At 49.2% G+C, this 19,184-nt stretch carries 18 protein-coding genes and 2 tRNA genes; 10 read left to right on the top strand and 10 right to left on the bottom strand.

Annotation, left to right across the window (positions count from 1 at the left end; translation table 11 throughout):
* Positions 1–28: 28 nt before the first annotated feature.
* On the bottom strand, positions 29–1,309 hold the full coding sequence (locus AAX04_RS04075; RefSeq protein WP_156519684.1) for a hypothetical protein: 1,281 nt from the start codon (positions 1,307–1,309) through the stop codon (positions 29–31).
* Complete coding sequence (locus AAX04_RS04070) at positions 1,299–2,453, bottom strand: dihydrodipicolinate synthase family protein (RefSeq protein WP_066794441.1); 1,155 nt, start codon at positions 2,451–2,453, stop codon at positions 1,299–1,301. The genes AAX04_RS04075 and AAX04_RS04070 overlap by 11 nt, the downstream gene beginning before the upstream one ends.
* Positions 2,454–2,597: 144 nt before the next feature.
* Here AAX04_RS04070 and AAX04_RS04065 point away from each other — a divergent pair, with 144 nt between their 5' ends.
* Positions 2,598–3,038 carry a regulator gene (locus tag AAX04_RS04065; RefSeq protein ID WP_066794373.1) on the top strand — a complete coding sequence of 147 codons (441 nt, stop codon included), beginning with the start codon at positions 2,598–2,600 and terminating at the stop codon, positions 3,036–3,038.
* 233 nt (positions 3,039–3,271) lie between these two features.
* Here the strand turns inward: AAX04_RS04065 and AAX04_RS04060 are convergent, their stop codons facing one another.
* On the bottom strand, positions 3,272–4,126 hold the full coding sequence (locus AAX04_RS04060) for a KaiC domain-containing protein (protein ID WP_066794371.1): 855 nt from the start codon (positions 4,124–4,126) through the stop codon (positions 3,272–3,274).
* A gap of 167 nt (positions 4,127–4,293) precedes the next feature.
* On the opposite strand from AAX04_RS04060, the gene AAX04_RS04055 reads away from it, so the two are divergent.
* The 4 genes from AAX04_RS04055 to AAX04_RS04040 are packed head-to-tail and all read left to right on the top strand — an operon-like array spanning position 4,294 to position 6,241.
* Complete coding sequence (locus AAX04_RS04055; RefSeq protein ID WP_238377791.1) at positions 4,294–4,470, top strand: preprotein translocase subunit SecG; 177 nt, start codon at positions 4,294–4,296, stop codon at positions 4,468–4,470.
* A 53-nt stretch (positions 4,471–4,523) separates the two neighbouring features.
* Entirely contained in the window at positions 4,524–4,769 is a 246-nt protein-coding gene (locus AAX04_RS04050) for a hypothetical protein (RefSeq protein WP_066794369.1), read from the top strand.
* Positions 4,770–4,779: 10 nt separating this feature from the next.
* A complete protein-coding gene (locus tag AAX04_RS04045) occupies positions 4,780–5,304 on the top strand; it encodes a PUA domain-containing protein (protein WP_162270108.1) in 525 nt (174 codons plus the stop codon).
* A complete protein-coding gene (locus AAX04_RS04040) occupies positions 5,291–6,241 on the top strand; it encodes an RIO1 family regulatory kinase/ATPase (RefSeq protein ID WP_066794431.1) in 951 nt (316 codons plus the stop codon). Before AAX04_RS04045 ends, AAX04_RS04040 begins: the two co-directional genes overlap by 14 nt.
* An 82-nt stretch (positions 6,242–6,323) precedes the next feature.
* Here the strand turns inward: AAX04_RS04040 and AAX04_RS04035 are convergent, their stop codons facing one another.
* Positions 6,324–7,127, bottom strand: a complete 804-nt coding sequence (locus AAX04_RS04035) for a menaquinone biosynthesis family protein (protein ID WP_066794366.1) — start codon at positions 7,125–7,127, stop codon at positions 6,324–6,326.
* Between the two features lie 40 nt (positions 7,128–7,167).
* Entirely contained in the window at positions 7,168–8,406 is a 1,239-nt protein-coding gene (locus AAX04_RS04030; protein WP_066794357.1) for an MFS transporter, read from the bottom strand.
* Between the two features lie 180 nt (positions 8,407–8,586).
* On the opposite strand from AAX04_RS04030, the gene AAX04_RS04025 reads away from it, so the two are divergent.
* Positions 8,587–9,753 (top strand): glycosyltransferase family 2 protein, encoded by a 1,167-nt coding sequence (locus AAX04_RS04025; protein ID WP_066794354.1) that lies wholly within the window; start codon positions 8,587–8,589, stop codon positions 9,751–9,753.
* 2 nt (positions 9,754–9,755) lie between these two features.
* On the opposite strand, the gene secY is transcribed toward AAX04_RS04025, so the two are convergent.
* Complete coding sequence (gene secY, locus AAX04_RS04020; RefSeq protein WP_084761188.1) at positions 9,756–11,204, bottom strand: preprotein translocase subunit SecY; 1,449 nt, start codon at positions 11,202–11,204, stop codon at positions 9,756–9,758.
* 154 nt (positions 11,205–11,358) lie between these two features.
* Positions 11,359–11,474, bottom strand: a tRNA-Val gene (locus AAX04_RS11840).
* A 239-nt stretch (positions 11,475–11,713) separates the two neighbouring features.
* Here AAX04_RS11840 and AAX04_RS04015 point away from each other — a divergent pair.
* Positions 11,714–12,403, top strand: a complete 690-nt coding sequence (locus tag AAX04_RS04015; RefSeq protein ID WP_066794351.1) for an ACT domain-containing protein — start codon at positions 11,714–11,716, stop codon at positions 12,401–12,403.
* Between the two features lie 94 nt (positions 12,404–12,497).
* Here the strand turns inward: AAX04_RS04015 and AAX04_RS04010 are convergent.
* The 3 genes from AAX04_RS04010 to AAX04_RS04000 form a co-directional block, all read right to left on the bottom strand.
* Positions 12,498–12,571, bottom strand: a tRNA-Met gene (locus AAX04_RS04010).
* A gap of 65 nt (positions 12,572–12,636) precedes the next feature.
* Positions 12,637–13,134 carry a cob(I)yrinic acid a,c-diamide adenosyltransferase gene (locus AAX04_RS04005; RefSeq protein WP_066794348.1) on the bottom strand — a complete coding sequence of 166 codons (498 nt, stop codon included), beginning with the start codon at positions 13,132–13,134 and terminating at the stop codon, positions 12,637–12,639.
* Between the two features lie 73 nt (positions 13,135–13,207).
* Positions 13,208–13,747, bottom strand: coding sequence for a 50S ribosomal protein L13 (locus AAX04_RS04000; protein WP_066794346.1), 540 nt, complete (start codon positions 13,745–13,747; stop codon positions 13,208–13,210).
* A 118-nt stretch (positions 13,748–13,865) separates the two neighbouring features.
* Between AAX04_RS04000 and AAX04_RS03995 the strand changes: the two genes are divergently transcribed.
* Genes AAX04_RS03995 through AAX04_RS03985 form a run of 3 tightly spaced genes read left to right on the top strand, consistent with a single transcriptional unit; the run spans position 13,866 to position 19,184 of the window.
* Positions 13,866–15,425 carry a hypothetical protein gene (locus AAX04_RS03995; protein WP_066794344.1) on the top strand — a complete coding sequence of 520 codons (1,560 nt, stop codon included), beginning with the start codon at positions 13,866–13,868 and terminating at the stop codon, positions 15,423–15,425.
* Positions 15,415–17,583, top strand: coding sequence for a hypothetical protein (locus AAX04_RS03990; RefSeq protein WP_156519683.1), 2,169 nt, complete (start codon positions 15,415–15,417; stop codon positions 17,581–17,583). Before AAX04_RS03995 ends, AAX04_RS03990 begins: the two co-directional genes overlap by 11 nt.
* Positions 17,577–19,184 carry a hypothetical protein gene (locus AAX04_RS03985; RefSeq protein ID WP_066794338.1) on the top strand — a complete coding sequence of 536 codons (1,608 nt, stop codon included), beginning with the start codon at positions 17,577–17,579 and terminating at the stop codon, positions 19,182–19,184. The genes AAX04_RS03990 and AAX04_RS03985 overlap by 7 nt, the downstream gene beginning before the upstream one ends.

Here is a 19,184-nt window from a genome sequence, read left to right as displayed (position 1 = left end):
GATTGGAGGATGGTATAACCTACGTGTTTTACTTTATGTTCTTAATAGCGTTAAACACCTCACCCCTCACCAACCCCTCAGCCTCCTCGGTTACCCTACTCCACCTGGCTAACCTAGCCTCATAGGTGTTCATGATGAAGGAGGCCTTGGTTGGTATATAACCCACGTAGTCGTTGACGTAACCAGCCACCATGGTTACCCTAAACCCTAGTTCAACCGCCCTACTCTTAATGGCTAGGCCAGTTTCAACGAAGGGTTCGCCTGGTATCGCCACCAGCAGTAGGTCACCGAGCCTTAGCAGCGTGGCCTCAGTATCAATGTTTGCTTCACTTACCTTAGACACAGCATATTCCTCATCACTGTACATTAACCTTAAGTAGTCTTCATCAGCCCATATGGACTCCGTGGGTTCGTTGGGCAACCCACCCTTACCCATGACCCTCTTAAGCGCCTCCTCATACCTAGCCCTAGCCAACTCCCCATCAACAACCCTGGCAGGTAGCCTAAGCCCAATGTTAACCACGTCCATGGTGTGCCCAATTGGCCTAAGTGAACCAAGCACATTAACCACTACTGATGCTAAGGATTCACCCAGGTAACCCATGTAACCCCTCCCCTTCCTAACCGGGTCTATGTCACCAGTGGCCCCGGTTATGAAAATTGACTCAACCCCACGCCCTAGTAGTGATTCATACACGACGCCTGAGTAATCCGCCGAGAAGCCCAGGTCCGTGTTGCAGACTGGGTGGCATGCGTAGTTGAGTAGTGCAATTCTACGGTTCCCTATTTTAACCACCAGTATTGGTAACTCCTCATCAACCAAACCCCCCTTAAAAGACCTGTTGAAGCATAAACCCCCAGCTTCACCAATACCTACGGCCACCTCAGCCTTCCCGGTGCCGTTGAGTTCGCGTGCAGCTTCACTGGCCTTACCCACAACACCGCTGAACCACTCATCATATAGTCTCCTCTCCCCCTCGCTGTAGGGGAGTGTGTTGGGCCACATGGGTATGATCGTCTCCGGTGCCGAGTGCGTGTGCGTTGAGGCGACGATTACATTGCCCCTTTCAACGCCTGTTGCCTTACTCACGGCTTCCCTTATCATTAATGCGTCCTGCCTGTATAACCCAAGTAGGTCGAGTTGAACTATAACTGCCTCGGCATCGGCCGTGGTTAACATGAGTAACCTGGCGTATAGGTCATCGTGAATCTCCCTGGCTGGCTTACCAAGCCTATGCGCATAACCCCCCAGCCTAAGCCCGAGGGGTGGCGTTACCTTGACCTTAGTGTACGATGCCTCAATGGCCATACCCACCACCCACCATTAGCCTAACGTCATCTATAGTCAATTCCCTTAATTCCCCAAACCCCACACACTCACCCCTAACCCACTCATCAACGTACTTGGAGGTGAATTCATCATCCCTCAGGTGTGGGTACGATGCATAAACCCTGTTTATCTCTTCTAATTGACCTGGGGATAGGTCCTCCCCAGGGTTAAGGGTCCACCTACCCCTAAGTAGACCACTCCTCCTAAGAACCTCGTTAATCCCCGGTATAACCCCCCTGAAGTTATTCACCGCATCGAACACGGCCCCATTTGCGTCAGTGACCTGGGCACCTAGGGTTAGTAGCTCAGGTGGTATTTGGCGCCTGGAGTCCGCTATTGACTTAACCAGCCTGAAGATCTCCATCGATCTCTTAGTCCAGAAGGCCCAGTGGCCCAGTAACCCACCCACTATCCTAACCTCCCTAACCTCCCCATTACTTGCCGTGAAGCTGAACCTGGTTAACAGGTCTATGATTATGTTGTCGTCGTTGCCCGTGTACAAGGCCACCTCACCTGCCCTACCTGCATCAGCAACCGCCCTGGCGACGTCTATAGTGGCGTACCTGTTGAAGGGGGCAATCTTAATGGCGACTAGGTTCTCAACCTCCTCCACGAGTCTCCTCCAGAAGCTGTAGCCAAGCCTTAACCCACCCACAGCTGGTTGGAGGTAGAAGCCGAAGACAGGTATCTCCCTGGCCACGGCCTTAACGTGCTCAACGATCTTATCCTGGGGCTCACCGATGAACCTATGGAGACTGACTAGGCCGGCATGGTAGCCTAACTTATAGGCTAATTTAGCCTCCTCAACAGCCTGCCTAGTGCCACCTACTATACCGGCGACCTTAACCACTCTACCAACCTTTCTGCCGCATTCATCAACAACCTCGCTCGTCATCTTCAGCAATGGCTCATACATACCGTTATCATGAACCTCGAACTGAGTGGTATGGACGCCGATAGCTACACCACCAGCCCCGGAGGCGAGGTAATATATTGTTAATGCCCTCTGCCTAGCCTCATCGATCCTCCTATCCTCAGTTAAGGCCAGTGGATGAGCCACAATGGCCGTGCCCTCCCTTATCAGGTCGTAAACCTCCCTAGGAGGCATGGGTAAGTTAGCCATAACCACTGCCACTTGACATGTATACGCAACCTTTTAATGCTTACCGCACAGTCACTGATTGAATGGTAACTTAATATATTTATCATCATATATTACATCTGTTTTTAACCTAAGGCTTATTAATGGGGCCGTGAATAGTTAGCAATGAGTAGTGAGGAAATTCCACTTAAGCCTTTAGGTAAAGAGGATATTAGGAAGCTTGAGTCGGCATTACTGACAATGGTCCTCTTCTCGAGGGAGACGTTTGAGGAGCTTCAGAATCCCCATGGAAGGTTAACTTGGGTTGATAGTTTATACACCGCCGCTGCAGCCTTGGCTAGGAGCAAGGCTGGCATGAGCCTTAGCCAAATAGCTGATGAGATTGGGGTTACTGAAGCAACCCTTAGGAGGCATCTGAGGGGTGAGACTAAGGCCGGGCAGCTCGTCCTTAAGGCCTATGAAAGGCTCTCCAAGGAGGGGTTTAAGGTGGAGCTACCCATTGCAGTCTCAGCTATGCAATCGGAGGAGTTGACTAGGTTGAGGGAGAAGTTAAGTAAGGTTAGGGATCTTTTAAAGCAGGCAATGGATGAGTTATCAGCCATTTAATTAGGGGGTAGGGGCAGTCTCAGTTTTCATAGTCATTTGTAGTGCTCATTTCCATCGGCGTTGGGTCTTAAGACTAACTTCAACACTCTTGTTGGTGACCCTGGTGTCCCGAGATCCGTAGTGGCCGGGAGCCGCGGGTGACCGTTGGGGAGCCGCTGTGGTGAGGGGGTCCAGGGAGACCGTCGAGAAGAAGACGGTGGGGATTTTATGAACCGCTGCCTCCGGAGGGACAGCTACTCCTCTTCCTCCTCAACCCTCGGTCTCTTAACCTCCTTAGCCTCCCTCTCAGCCTCCGCAACAGCACTCCTCATCTCCTCAACCTCATCCTTGGGTAGTGGTTGAACGGTAACTGAGGTTGAGGAGATCTTCAGGTACTTATCCCACTGTATTGCGATACCCTCATCAGTTATATCCATCGGGTGCCTAACCATGCTTATTTTACTGTCCCTCATCTTCCAGACCACTATGGACCTGTAAAGTTGGCCGTTAACCTCATCCAGGTCAAGCCTAATTATACCGTCCACGGCGTGCTCAACCCCAGGCCCACCAAACCCCCTCTCGCCAACGGACACCTGGCTAATGAACATTGCAGTTGCCCCAAGCCCTGCAATAACCCTCTTAAGCATCATCACCACTGACCTGGCGGTCGCCGGCTTGGTTAGGTACAGGGTGCTCACCGAGTCGATGACTATCCTCCTGGCGTCGGTATCTTTAATAGCCTGCCTAAGAACATCGACGAGTTCATGCACATTGTCAACATCCTTAACCACGTATTTCTCCCTCTGGGCAGCAGCGCCAACACCAGCCGTGAAAGCGTCAATTATGGCCAACTTACCCTCCCTCTCGAACTTATCCACATCCCAACCAAAATGCCTGAAACTCCTCCTAGCGGCCACTGGGTGCTCCTCGAGGGCGACGAAAACCCCTGCATCACCCCTGGTTAAGCCGTTGTAGAGGAACTGCTTACCCATGATCGACTTACCTGTACCTGGACCGCCGGAAACAAGTACAATGTTCCTGTCTGGTATACCGCCGTATAGTATCTCATCCAACCCAGGTATGTATGTCCTAACGCGTGGAACCTTCATAAATTAGCTATGGTATTTAGTATTTTAAAGAATTTATAGGGTAAAAACCTATGGGGTTTATATGTTGCAAACTCCCGCTAAATACATAACCCAAGCGGTATAGATGGTGGGGTTTAACCATAACCCATGTGGAAAGGTAAATAAACCGGCCTCAAGATACTGGGCTTATGTCTAGTAGGCGTAGGAGGAGTAGTGGTATGCAGCCCCTCATGAGCGCTGGGCTACTTATGTTCAGGGATGTTAAGGAGGTTGAGAAGGTTAAAATACCGCCCACCGTAACCATTCTCATAGGCCTAGCCGTACCAATAGTGATAATACTACTCTACCTACTAGTCCCCATTTAAACAGCGTGGCGGATGCCTATAATGCTTTATAAACCAATCCAGGTGGGTTGTGCGTGGAGTGTGATAAAGGTAAGGTTAGTGAATTACTGAGGGAGGTTAATGCGGAGGAGAATGAACCTATTGAAACCTACAGGACCATGATTGAGGAGAATTGTTTCGCCCAGGCTAAGGTGTTTAGGCTGGGGGACAATTACCTGGTTTACATGGTTGATGAGGAGAGGGCTTGCGTTGAAGTCGTGGGTAACCTTGATGAGGCCAGGGAGGTTGCTAAACGCTTCACGGACTCAGTATGCACCTAGGGGAGGGGCTATGGTAATCAAGAGACACATGCTCAGTAAGAGGGATGTTAAGGAGCTTGTTGGTGAAGTGCCATGGTTAAGTGAGGCTTACAATAACCTAGATGAGGTTGAGGTTATTGAGGTTAGGGACGACTTAAGGTTGTATAAGGTTGGGGACGAGGTGGCTGTGGTTAAGGCCACCATTAAGGTTAATGAAGCCAGCAGGGATGTAACCTACCCAACCCTACTAGCCGCCAACAAGTACCCAGTGATCCTTAATTACTACCCAGTGGCGCAGGTTGATGAGGGGGCTGTTAAGCCAATAGCCACAGGCGCCGATGTAATGAGGCCTGGGATAAGGGGGCTGAGCAGGCCCTTCAAGGTGGGTGACGTCGTGCTTATTAAAAGCCCCAGTGGGAGGATTATTGCCATTGCCGTTAGCCTATTTGAAAGCGAGGAGTTGATGAAGATGAGTAGGGGTAAGGTGCTTAAGAACATACATCACATTGATGATGAGGTTTGGAGACTGATGAGTGGGGAGCATGAGCATAAGTAGGCTGGTGGCGTCGTACAATGAATTAAGTAAACTAGACCTAAGGGTCCTCAGGGTTATTGAGGTCCTGCACAGAGACCATGAATACGTCCCCGTGAGGCGTATAGCCAACTACATGGGCCTTGAGGAGGAGTTGGTGGTAAAGTCGATCTCAAAAATGAATAAGCTTAAGCTACTCGTCAGGAGGGGGCTCGATAACGTTAGGTTAACGTTCCCAGCCTATGACATACTGGCCATACACACAATGGCCAAGAGGGGGGTTATCAACGCCATCTCCCCAACGCCACTGGGGGTTGGTAAGGAATCCGATGTGTATGCGGCGGACTCACCAGGTGGGGTTAAGTATGCCTTGAAGTTTCATAGGCTTGGTAGGGTTAGTTTCAGGAACGTTAGGAAGTATAGGGTTTGGATTGGTGAGAGGAGGCACATAACCTGGCTTTACGAAGCCAAGATATCGGCGCACATGGAGTACCTAGCCCTAGTTAAGGCGTATAGGGCTGGTATCCCGGTGCCAAGGCCGAAGGCAGTGACTAGGCACCTAATCGCAATGGAGTTCATTAACGGTGTTGAGCTTTACAGGTTTAGACTAAGTAACCCAAGGGGTGTCTTTGAGCAGGTGGTATCAACAATAGAAGGTTTAATGAGGATTAACATGGTTCACGGTGACTTGAACGAGTACAATATTTTAATTGACCCAAACAACGAGGAGATAAGAATAATAGACTGGCCCCAGTGGATGTACTTAAATGTAAAGGGATCTAGGGTAATCCTACTTAGAGACTTGAGGAACATAACAAGGTACTTCAACAATAACTATAACTTAAACATAGACTTTGATGAATTAGTGAGCAAGCTAAGCCCCCTAATGCCTAAGGTCGAATACCCGCCAAGTAAAGCCTACGGTAAGCTAATTAAGAGGATTACATCAATGATAAAGTGATGAAGCATTCTTTTACGTTTAAAGCTTTTAGTCATTAAAGGTTACGTAATTGTTCACTTACCTGGGATTGAATGCATTAAGGTTAGACTATTGTGAAGCTGACCTCGGGTGTTAGCCCATTGTCATGGGCCCACTGTAATAATGTCTTAATCGCCCTCTCGCCGTCACTACCCATGTCCATTGTGTAATTGTTAACGTACATGTCAACGAACTTACCTGTGTCACTCATGTTTAAGCCCCTTGAGAACCTCATGGCGTATCCAAGGGCCTCATCCCTGTGCTGCATGGCGTACCTAAGGGACTCGAGCAGTGCATCCCTAATAACCCTTGCATTATCCAAGCCCAATGATGCTTTAACTACGTCTAGGCCTAGTGGTGTGGGTAGCTTCGTCTGTTCATACCACCACTCGCCAAGGTCCATTATCCTCCTTAAGCCATACCTCTCATAGGTTATCTGCCCCTCATGAATAAGCACACCCGCATCAACTGCTCCACTCAGTACAGCATCCATAATCCTATCAAAGGGCACCTCCACGGTCTTAACCTTAGGCATGGCAAGCCTAAGCAGTAGGGTGGCCGTTGCGTACGTCCCTGGCACGGCTACAAGTTCCACTTCACTCCCTCCACCACCTACCACCACAGGGCCATACCTAAGGCCCATGGAGGCCCCAACCTTAAGCACGTAGTACTTGTCAGCCACATAGGCTAGTGCATGGGTGCTTATGGCTGTTACATCTAGCCTACCGTAGATGGCTAATTTGTTAAGCGTCTCTATGTCCACTAGGAACTCCCTTATCTTAAAGGGGAAGTTCACCTTACCAGCCTTTAGGGCGTAGAACATGTACGCATCATCCGGGTCTGGACTATGGCCGATTAGCAGCTCCATACTACACCCACCCTATAGGGCTTAAAAACACCCACGGCCTTCATTCAATTAAAACACTCCTCACGCCACGGCTTGTCTTAACATCCCTGAAGAACCTGGTGTACAGGTATATGTTAACAGCGTTAACTATGAGGGCTACTAGGAATGGTACTGGTAGCGCCAGGTAATCTATCATAGCCCCACTTGACAGAGTCGCAGCGGCTGAGGGTAGTAACCTAGCTGCTTGATTCGTACCCGCCACGGTGGATCTTGAGCCTTGGCTAACCAAGCTCATCATTAAAGCCGATTGGGCTGGTAATGAAACAACTCTAAACATAACGTAGACTAGGTACAGCACTAATGCCACCACCAGATCGTAGCTTAGGATTTGCGAGAACCTGTTCACGAATGGCAGTAGCACCAGGGCTGCAGTGGATATGGATCTGGTTAACACAATGGTCCTAACGAAACCAAGCCTACCGGTTATCACGGGGGTTAGGAGTGATATGAGTGCAGCTGCTATGCCGCCGAGGAAGAATATGTTACCTATCTCACCCTTAGGCACCTTGAGCAGCACCTCGAAGATTAAGGGTAGGAATGGGGTTACCAGGCCCTGTCCAATGCCATTCGACACCCCCGTGGCCATGAACCTCCTGATGACTCTCCTATCCGACTCACTCAGGTTAGCTGAATTAAAGGAGCCGCAATCCCTAGCCCTACCAACACCCTCACCATACCTATCCCTAACCGGTAGTATTACAATTAATGAAGCTGATGATAGGGCTAGGGCTATTATGAACCCCTCCCTGTAGCTTAAATGAGATAACAACGCCCCAACTGCCCCAGCCAGGCCTGAGGCTAGGTTAAGTAGGGAGTAAACCATGGTCCTGTTCTCCTCGTTTGTCTTATCTGCCAGTAGGGCAGTCATCATTGGAGCCGCCACTGCACCCACACTACCACTGGCCAATGCACCAGCCGTGCCAAAGCCACCTAGGGCGGCGGCTAGCAGTAGTAGGGGGTAGTTTGAGGTTAGGAGGAGGATTAGTATTGATAATGGTAGGAAGAGTAGGGTAATTAGGAGTAGCCTCTTCCTACCGTAACAGTCACCCAACCTACCGAAGTAGAGGCTCATTAGTGGTGCTGAGAATGCCCCAACACCGAAGAACACACCTATCAGCGTGAACGACAAGTGAAGCACATTGTAGAGGTATAGCCCAGTGGTGACTCCAAGGGCACCAGCTGCAATGCTCCTAAAAACCCTAGATAACATTATGAGGGTAATGTCACCCTTATCGTCCATGAACTAACCGATAACGGTTACCTTTATAAAACTGACCCAAGGTTACAATGCATTGACGTAATCTCCCCACCCTCGAGATGTGAGTGAGCTTTACCGCTGGGGTAATCATCATTGTAAAGTCCGTTAAGTACAACCTGTTAGGAGACGTTATGCTTAAAAGCGCATTCCCATTAACCGGGTGTGGTTATTTTACTGGTGCTTGCACTTTTAATGTTAATAGTGGCCTCGTTGTCATCAATCCTATCACTTTACTTCGAGTTTAAGTACTGGGGTGGGTTAAGGGAACCTGATGGTGATGGTGGATGGCCCACGGTAACCGTCATAATGCCCGTTAGGGGTATGGACCAGAACCTTGAGGGTAACGTTAGAAGCGTCCTTGGGCAAAGGTACCCAGCCTCGGTGGAGTACCTATTCATCATCGACAACCTAGATGACCCAGCCTACAAGATTGTGGGTAATGTGATTAAGGGTTGCGGCAATGCCAGGATTATACTTAACGAGGGAGGGTTAAGCAAGGGCTCCGCGTTGGCTAGGGGTATTGGTGAGGCTAAGGGGGATGTGGTGGTCTTTGTCGACAGCGACGCCTACGTCCACGACACCTGGCTCCTGAACCTAGTCAAGCATCTTAAGGCTGGTGCTGGGGCAGCGACCACGTATAGGTTTTACTCACCCCTGGGTAGACTTAGCCTCGGTACTTTGCTTAAGGCTAGTTTCAACATGATTGGGATAACAGCCATGCAGAATAAGACCGCTAGGTTCGCCTGGGGTGGGTCAACGGCAGTGTGGAGGAGCCTACTCCTGAAGTGGAACGTAACCAAGTACCTCCCCCACTACCTCAGTGACGACTACGTGATAACGCACATGGCTCATAGGGATGGCTTAGAGATAAGCTTCACACCGAGGTCAATGGTCATCACCCTGGAAGACACTAACGTGAGCGAGGCGTTTAGGTGGGCCGTTAGGCAACTATGGTACGTTAAGGTCTACGGCTTCAGTGGGTTCGCCCTATATGCGGCATCATACACACTCTACGCCCTAACACTACCCATAGCAGTGGCCATTTCAGCATTAATCCACTGGGCCCTGGCGCTGGGCCTAGTACCCTACGTGGTGGGTGTGTTTAAGGATTATTACAGGGTTAGTAGGATTAGGGGGCTGGGGCCCTTCTACGCCACCATCATTAAGGGTAGGTATACCTATGCCCTAGCCCTCGCCTCAATAATCAACGTCTACTTCTCCTGGGCTGCAATACTGGCCACGGCTTTGACTAGGAGGATAAACTGGAGGGGTAAGGTGTTCACTGTTGATGACGTTAAGAGGGGTGTGGAGCAGGCCCCATTGCCTTAACGCTACTCAACGCCAAGAATCCTCTTAAGTCCTGGGTAAGCCTCAAACAGCTGCTCCTGCATCGCTATGGTGTAGTACTGTATTATTATCTCAACGAGCAGTATCAGCCCTATTCCCGTACCGTAAACACCAAGCACATCACCTAACGCTGCTATTAAACCGGCAAGAAGCCCACTGGTGAACGTGAGCGAGTTAACGTACCTCCTCAGGTGCATTGCAAGTGACCTAGCCGAGGTCCTAAAGCCCGGTATGGATAAGCCACTGGTAACCATCGTCCTGGCCTGATCCTCGGCGCTTAAGCCGGCTAGGTTAACCCATAGGTATGCGAAAACTATTGACAAGGCAATGTACATCAGTATGTGGACTACCACGTACTGAGGCGTCATGTTGAAGGGGACCACTGTGAAGTAGTATATCAATGATGACGTGCATGGTTCATTAATGGTCCCGAACTTAGCAGTACTCACAGTCCTTATGCAGGCTATTGCGTTAAGGAGGGCGTTGGCGTTATGGGGGTTGTAGGTTGCCCAGATGAAGTACAATCCATTGTATATCAAGGCGACTGTGTAGGCCGTGAATATTATCGGCAGCACCGACACGTACATGACCTTGAAGGGGTAGGAAACCTTATACCCACCGTACTGGACTAGGGAAAGCGGTATCCTAACCTCCATCAACTCGACGTAGGCTATGAAACCCCCGAGGACTATTGTTGATACCAAGCCCACCAGGCCCGGTAGGTTAAACCTGTAAACCACTGATAGGAGTGGGGCGAGGGCGTGAGTAGTGGCAGCGTTGTAGATGGCTGCAATTAACGCGGGTATAATACCCAGTAGCTCCCCGGCACCCACGGTTACGGGTAGGAAGGTTGACTGGAATATTGACCTAACTATGCTTATGAGTATGAAGAGGGATATGCCGCTCCCAATACCCCAACCCTTGGATACCATGTCATCCAGCAGGATCACTATTATTGCACCAAACAGCATCTGAAGCCAAACCACGAAGGCTAGGGTTGGGGAAGCAGCCACAACCTGGTGGGTTGATAGTATGAAGGCACCCTCAAACATGGCTATCACTATGGCGACCAGCTTAGTTAAGGCCGTGAACCTGGCCTGATCCTTGGGGTCATTTAAGTCTACGTCCATTAACTCCGAGAAGGCCACCAATTCCATTATAATGCCTGCTATTATTATCGGGCCTATGCCCAACTGGGCCAGTGTCCCATTGGTCGACGCGAATATTATAGCCACCAGTGGGTTAAAGAGCGGACTGCTAGATGATGCGACAATACCGTACAGTGGTGTTACTGACAATAGTAGATAGACTGTTGCGGCTAGGAAAGTCCAGATTAGCCTACTACCCAGGCTCACAGGTCTATTGGGTCTTGGCACAGTGGGCATTAGCGTTAGCACCGGCTCCACAGCCTCAATAAACCTCCTCGATGACACGAACCCCTAAGTTAACGGGGATTAATAAGGTTTATTAGTAGGCGCCATCAACCACCGCATATTGCTCAGGCAACAGCCCCATGTGCTAAGGGTTAGGGTTACCTAAACCCTGCGCATTTCCACAATGAACCAGTTACGGCGTATTAATGCCGCCTGGTGGGCCCGCCGGGACTTGAACCCGGGATCTCCCGCTTTCTTAGGCTAACCTCCACGTAAGGCGGACTTTAGGGCGGTTGGACCGCTATCCTAACCAGGCTAGACTACGGGCCCCATGGGTCATTAATCCACGGTTTATTAAGCTTTACCTAAATCCCTCATTAGTTATGTTCATCTGGTCTTGCAAATATTTAATAAGTGCAGATGCCCTCCATATGGATTAGATTTCATATTACCTCATGCCGTAATATACGGCGGCTTCGCACCCTTTAGGGGTGAGTCACAGATTATAGCTCTGTGGTTAGGTTAAACTTAGTATCATGTTTAAATAGGGGGGTGTATTAAGGGTTTTGATGATGTTTCATAGGGAGCTTTCAATGATGTATGAGGCTGGTAATAGGACTATAGTGGAGTTAATCATTAGGCTTAGTGAGGATAGACCAGGTATATTAGCGGCCATATCTGATGTGCTGGCTGAGAACGGCGTCAACATTCTTAATGTGTCCTTCAATAGGCTCCAGAAGATGATTCACGTCGTTGCCGACTTCACAAATTCAGTGTCGTCGATAAGTGATGTTGAGGGGATGCTTAGGAAACTCTCCTTCATCTACGATGTAATGGAGAAGGTACTTAATAACGACATTTACGTCCTGGCCACGTTATCAATACCAACCTTCAACAATAATTACGTATTGGCAGTGGACCATGACGTACTTGAGAGGCAAATGGGCGAGCAGGTTTTAAGCATGGTAAGAGCCATGGGGAGGAAGGATGGTGAGTTAATGTTAGGCATGTACAGCACCTTCAAGCCCAATGAACTATACGTAGCTCAATTAAGGGGCTTAGGTAGGGTTCAAGTTCAGATTATGGACGGCTCAGTGCTGGTTAGGGTTTGCCGTGAGAACCTAACGGACAACTTCTCAAGGGTAATATTAAGCTACCTGGAGGGCTTCGCCGAGCCGTTTAATGGAAGGGTTCAGGACCAAGGGTTGGAGGAGTCGTGCCTACGCATCAAGTTAATGATGGAGGGCGGCAAGCAATAACAATAATCGCCATTTATACCCTTTAGTCCACCATCAATTCAGGATCACTAAGAAACATTACCTAAGCATTAATCATTAACCTTACGTTCACTAGTGGGCCCGCCGGGATTCGAACCCGGGACCTTCCGGTTATGAGCCGGACGCTCTACCATGCTGAGCTACGGGCCCCACCCCTATGGTCACCTTAGCCTTTTTAACTTTTACCTCGGGTCCCTTTTAAACCATTCTCAGCATTACCACTCAAGCCCCATGACGCCCACAACTCCTCTATCATAGTAGTGCTTAACAGCCCTAAACTCGGTAACCAAGTCTGCAATTTCAAGGAATTCCCTTGGGGCACCCCGCCCGGTTAAAACAACGTTAACCTCACTGGGCAGTTTCCTTATACCCTCAATAACCTCACTGGCGCTCATTAACCCATTATCTACTGCATTGTTGATCTCATCTAGGATTAACAGGAATGGCTTAACCTCAACGCTGCGTTCAATAGCCCTATTGAACACCTCTCTCGGTGTTCTTAGGGCAATATCACTCATGTAGTAGACCTCAACCAGATCACTCATCTTGGATAATGCAAGGTACTCCCCAACCCACTGACCCCTGTAAATCAGTGTCTTCATAACGTGGGCCACTATTGACCTTAAGCCATGTCCATAAGCCCTAACCACAAGCCCAAGGGCGGCGGTAGTCTTACCCTTCCCATCCCCAGTATACACCAGTATTAGGCCCATAAGGCACGGCTTATGTGCATGTATATAAAAACATGCCTTAGTACACCCAATACACGTGAAATACCTGACACAACTAATGCTTACCCTTGGTTACCCTCTCCACCAATGAACTCCTCCAGTTACTGTAATCCTCAGGCTCAATGCTTGCCCAAACCTCCTCCAGGGTGACGTATCTTAACCCAGGCCTTGGCTTGAGCATTGAGCCAGGCACAACGTAACGTTGCCTATTGGCGTACCTGTCAGGCACACCAACGTACACCTTAATTCTCCTTAAGGCGGCTCTACCCCTATGCTGCTTGTGCGGTAACATGCCTCTAATTATCCTCCTAAGTATCCTATCAGGCCTCCTAGGCCACTTGGGGCCAACCTTCTCCGGGTTGTAGTGGGTCCTTATCTCACTCATCCTCCTCTTAATCCAATTAATGACCATGTTCCTGTCCCCCGTTATCACAGCCTTCTCAGCATTCACAATTACGATAGCCTTACCCTGCAGAGCTAGTTTAGCCACCACTGTGGCTAACCTACCCGCTATGTGGTTGGATGCATCTATAACCACCTCACCCTCCTCCGGTAACTCACCCTTGTTAAGCACCTTATACCCACTCACAGCCATGAATTACCACGGACTCCGGTGCACCACCCCCCTTTAAAAAATTAAACCTAAACGCCCAGTTAGCCGGCATTGGGATATGGTGAAATATTTATTAGTGAGCCACACCGGTATTATCTTTATGCATAATAGGGGTGGGCAGGCAAGCGCTGTTGAGGCCATTATAGTGGTGGTAGTGTTTATCCTAGCCCTGGTGCTCGTACTTAGGCTACTCCCAGGCTACATTAGGACGACTGGGGGTGAGGTTAATAACCTGCAGCTCAATGCCATGGCGCAGAGCCTATTAACATACATAGTGACTAATCCAGGTAACCCACCCAACTGGGGGCTTAATGCCACTGGCCTACTATCCTTCGGGTTGGCTGAGGAGGGACAGCTCTATGACCTGGATCCCTTTAAGGTGCTTCAACTGGTCTACTGGGACTACGCTAACAACGTCAGTGATGCACTATCGCCCGGTAACCTCCAAGGCTATTGCAGCTTAAGCCAGATTAATGGTGCTGGCTTCCAGCAGTACCTAAGCCAATACAACGTGAGCTACGTTTCATTAACCTCAGACTGGTTATTCACCATCGCCAAGCCCACTAAGGCTCCGTGGGTAATAAGCTACAGTTACGTCAAACGGCTCCTTGGCCTGGACAACAGTTACGATTTCCTACTAGTAATCACACCTGTCCTCAACATAACCGTTAAGGCATCGTCCTCATTCACCACAAATTCATTCTACGTCTACGTTAAGGTAACTAACTATGCCACTGGTCAGCCTGTGTCTAACGCCTCAGTCACGTTAAACTACTTTGCAATGGATCAGGGTGGTGATGACTTAGCCTGCAACTACTCAAGCATACTTGCATCGATGAGTAATGTTAAGGTTTCCTGCGTTAACGCACCCTACGGTACGCCGCTACCATCACCATCATCATTCACCATCATCCAGTACAACCCTGGCTTAGTCATTCAAGGCACATCCACTGGGGTAACCAACGCCTCTGGGATTGCCAGGTTAACGCTACCCATGGCTTATGATAGCGATAACTACTACTACTTCGTTATATACGCCTCCGTGTCCGGCCTAGGTGACTACAGCTACTACCAGTACCCATCCTTCAACCAGACACCACTACTTGTGGCTGGGCTATTACCGGCATTAAACGGTGTGGGTAACAGCATAGTCTTCGCTGACCCGCATCTATTCACAAACTGCCTACTCAACCAGAGTTTGATTACGAACCCTGGACAGTCGGCATTGGGTTTGAGGATAATAGCCGTGTTTAAGTCTGAGTATGGCTACACCTTCAGGTCAATTAACTTCACTATAAACCCAGGCAGGGGGAGTAATAGCTACCCAGTGCCCTGCAGCTACCTAAGCAGCATTAACACCCCCAACTACGCCGCCTGCTACTGGAACCTACCAAGTACGCCAATGCTGCTTCTGGTGTGGATTCAGAGGAATAGCCAGGGCCAAAGCAATAGCGTACCCACTAGCCAGCTACTAATCATACCATACGGCTACAACCCAGAGTATTACCTAACCGATAGAACCATCATATTCGGTAGGGCCGTTAAGTATGCGCCAACCGGTGTTGCCCAGGGCCTCGTCTACATAGGCAACGCAGCCTACTTGGTTAAGCTGTACCTCTACTACAGGGGTAACGCCTACGGTGGTCTCAGTGTTGGTTAGGTGTGGGCAGGCTGTACTGCTGATAGCCCTAGTAATAGCCCTAGCCGTCCTAACCCTGGCTGTGGTCTACAGGGTCTTCGCCATGACGCCAGCCTACGTTTACCAGAGGAGCATATACTACGTGTTTAAGTACAACCCAACCCTCGTTGCCCAGGGCCTAGTACTCGACATGAACACTGCCCTACTGGGCTTTGCTAGGAACTTCAGCCAATACATGGTCTATGATGGGTTTAACCTATACCTCTACTCCATAGCCGGCGTAACCCCAGTCTACATGAGCCTTACTGAACTGCTAAAGGAGGTTTACGGGATGATAGTTAACACAGTCTACACTCCCACTGGCCTAGCCATACCCACGTCGCCTAGCAACGTCCAGTTCAGCTACATAACGAACTACTATGGGGCTTTGGGCACTGGCCTAAGGTACGTCTACTCCGGGGGCTACAGCTCAGCCATATTCATCAATGTGACTGGGAGCTACAACATGCCCACACTAGGCGTCTATAACCTAACCTTAAACTCTGTATTCAACCTTACTGTAAGCTTAGTTAAACCATCCACAGCCACATGCACGGGAAGCCTAAACCCAATAACCTACACCGCAACCTACAGGTGCCTATTCAACTTCACTAGCAACACTTACACCTGCACTGGCCCAGGATTCAGCAAAACTGGGGTCGCAAACAAACCCTGGGCGCCACAATACGGCAGTAGCCTAAGTTACATCCCCAGTACAGGTTGGGTGGCTGGCAGTGGTGTGAATACGCTCATGCTAGTCTACCCAATTGATGAACTTAATGGGCCAAGTGGATTTAAAATAAGCGCACTATTCAGGGTTAACTCAAGTAACTTCCTAATCGGTTTAAACTTCCTGGCTCAATACCCATCGAGCAGTGTACCATCGACGACTGGCTACACGTACTACGTTACGCCAAGTGGTGTTTACTTCAACGGTAATAATATTTATAGTAAAAGCCCCGCTGTCGGTGACCTTGAAAACCTGACAGTCTACATTGTTCCCAACGCGCCCTACGGCGTATTCAGCTCAACACCCACCGCGACACTTTACCTATACCTAAACGGGAGCCAGGTGTACAGTACCACGATTAACCTACCGGCATGGCACTACGTCTACTCATCCGCCTTCAATAACTACGCTTACATATTTAGTGGTCAGTCCAACTTAAATCCTTCAGTGATGTTGGGTTCCTGGGTAGTGGTGCTGCTTAGTAATGCCGTCCTTAATGCGGCGTCATTTAAACTATATTCAACCTATCAATTACCCACATCAGTTTACATGGCCGTTAGCCTAAATAATGCTCCAGCTGTTGGGTCAGGGTTAAGCCTAAGTATTGTTAAGCCTGGTGGGGGGGTTACAGTGGTGAAGCCAGGTTACCTTGGCTTCAACTACACGGTATGCAACATAACCAGTAATGCCGTAATATTCAGCGTAACCATGCCAAATCTCAATAACTTGACAAGCCAATTGAGGGATTACCCATACTACCAGTACCTACTTAACGTTAGCTACAACGGCGTTAACCTACTGCTCAACCCATGGGCAGCTGGGTCGCTTAAGTACTATGGTCTATGGAGTATTAACAATATTCCAGGGGGTTACTCAGCCACCTCCATGGGCCCCTACTGGTTAATCATATACAACACAACGTCGAATACCCTGCTCTACGTATTCCCACTTTGGAATGGTGGATCACCCACATTGCTGGAGATTTACCAGGGATTCTATGTAACAGCATACATAAGCGGCATAGCCTACTACTACACGGGTCCCGTTAAGCTACCAGGCTTCCTTAATGTAATGGGTCAACTCTACGCCAATTACACGGCGTACACGTATAGCGTGCTACTGACCCATGAACCCACTGGGTACGTAATGGTGAGTGAAGTCACCAGGTTACCACCTTCGGCTCCCAACCCAGTTACATCCACTAATTACATATGGGAGTTCCAGCACTTCCCTAACCAGACCTTGCCGTACGTGTACTTCAGCTACACTATAATGGACTGCACGGGCATTGGGCAGTACTCGGGGGTTAGCTACTCTAACTATGCCTTAATATTCATCACTCCTAGTAATACCCAGAACGGCGTATTATTAACCTACTATGAACCAGGTAGCGGTGGTCAGCCGTGTTGAGGGCTGGTCAAGCTAGGTTGATTGAGGCGGTGGCCGCTGTGACGGTGCTTGTGGTCATCTTCTCAATGATACCCATGCTCTTTAAGACACCACTAACACCCCTTAGAAGCCAGGTCCAGGTTGATGTGAACCAGTACGCCTACAACTCCCTGTACGCATTAGTCACCAACCCGGCCTTCATAGCCTCTATTCAAAATGGTAACTGGAGTGAACTACACTCACTGGCCTCACTCATAGTTGGGCCTCAGTTCAACTGGTTCATAGGCATTGAACCACTCTACAGGGCTTACATGATTGGTTCATACAGGGTTACGGGTAGTTACGTGGCTTTCAATGTGTCGATAGCCCCAAGCCCAGGTATTAACGGTGGTTATGCCCTAGTCACCATACCCATCTATATCCTTAACCAGGGCTTGCCGTTGAGGTACAGGGTAAACACCACCGTGCCGATGGCCAACGTCTTCATAACCACGTCCAACGGTGGGCCAGTTTACTGGTGGCTTCAAAGCTACGATTACGTAACCGAGGAGGCTGAGGTTTGGCTATATGTGCCTAGTGGTTCAGGTAGGTTAACATTCTACGTCTCCACGAACTCAGACGTACCCTACAACCCATTGAGCAGCTCCTACTGCAAACTGGCCTACTGCCCACCCTATGGTGGAGCCAGCACGTTCATGGCCGATTCAACGAGCCTTCAACCACTGACCTACAATAACGGTGCGGCAGTTTTCAATACACAGCAGGGTTACTCAACATACCTCGGCTTTACGATAGGCAACATAAACTGTGGTGGTAATGGCTACTACAGTATAGGGGGTTACTCACTGACTCTCAATGTTCCTCAGGGTTCAACGGAGGCCTGCAGTATCATTAACCCAGGGCCCAGTGGTTCATTGGCGTACATGGTTGGGCAGTTGATTAAGGCGATACCAGGTGCTCAATTCAACCTGAACCTAAATTACCAAGTCACCCTATACAGCGGCAACGCCTACCAGCAATTCCAAGTCCCAGTCACATTAGCCTTCCAGTACGGTTCATCAACCATGAACATGATTCTCTATATTAATGGACAGAAAACCGCAGCGCTAAGTAACATTAACTACATTTACCTGTACGGCTTAACCATAAGCGCCTACTCGTATGCGATAGAGTGCCCAGGCAATTTAGCGGGTTTTAACGTAACCGTAAGTGTTAATATTCATGATTACGTTTCGGGGGTCGATAGGGCTATGATTGGGTCGTATCAGTTACCCTGTAGCTTAGCTAGCCTCCAGTATAATCCATCAGCCTCAACGTCAATGAACATTAACGGCGCTGCGTTGAGCCTAACCTCCCCACCACCCAGCTACCCCAATTACTACTATTACAACACCACTGAAGTTATTTATGACCTACTCTTCACCTCACCAGCATACTCAACACTAATTGCAAGCGCCTACGTCAACTACGCAATCCTCTACAACGTTGTACCAAGCCAGTACGCTTACGGTATAGTAGGCTTAAGATTCACCCCGACAACTGGGGCATACACGGTTATTGTGCTACCCAATGGGACATACTACTTAATAGCCCTTGAACTACAAAGCCTTAGTGGTGGTTAA

Source organism: Caldivirga sp. MU80 (assembly GCF_001663375.1).
Lineage (GTDB): Archaea > Thermoproteota > Thermoprotei > Thermoproteales > Thermocladiaceae > Caldivirga.
Note: the sequence above shows the minus strand (reverse complement) of the source record. Positions and strands in the feature narration are given on the sequence as shown.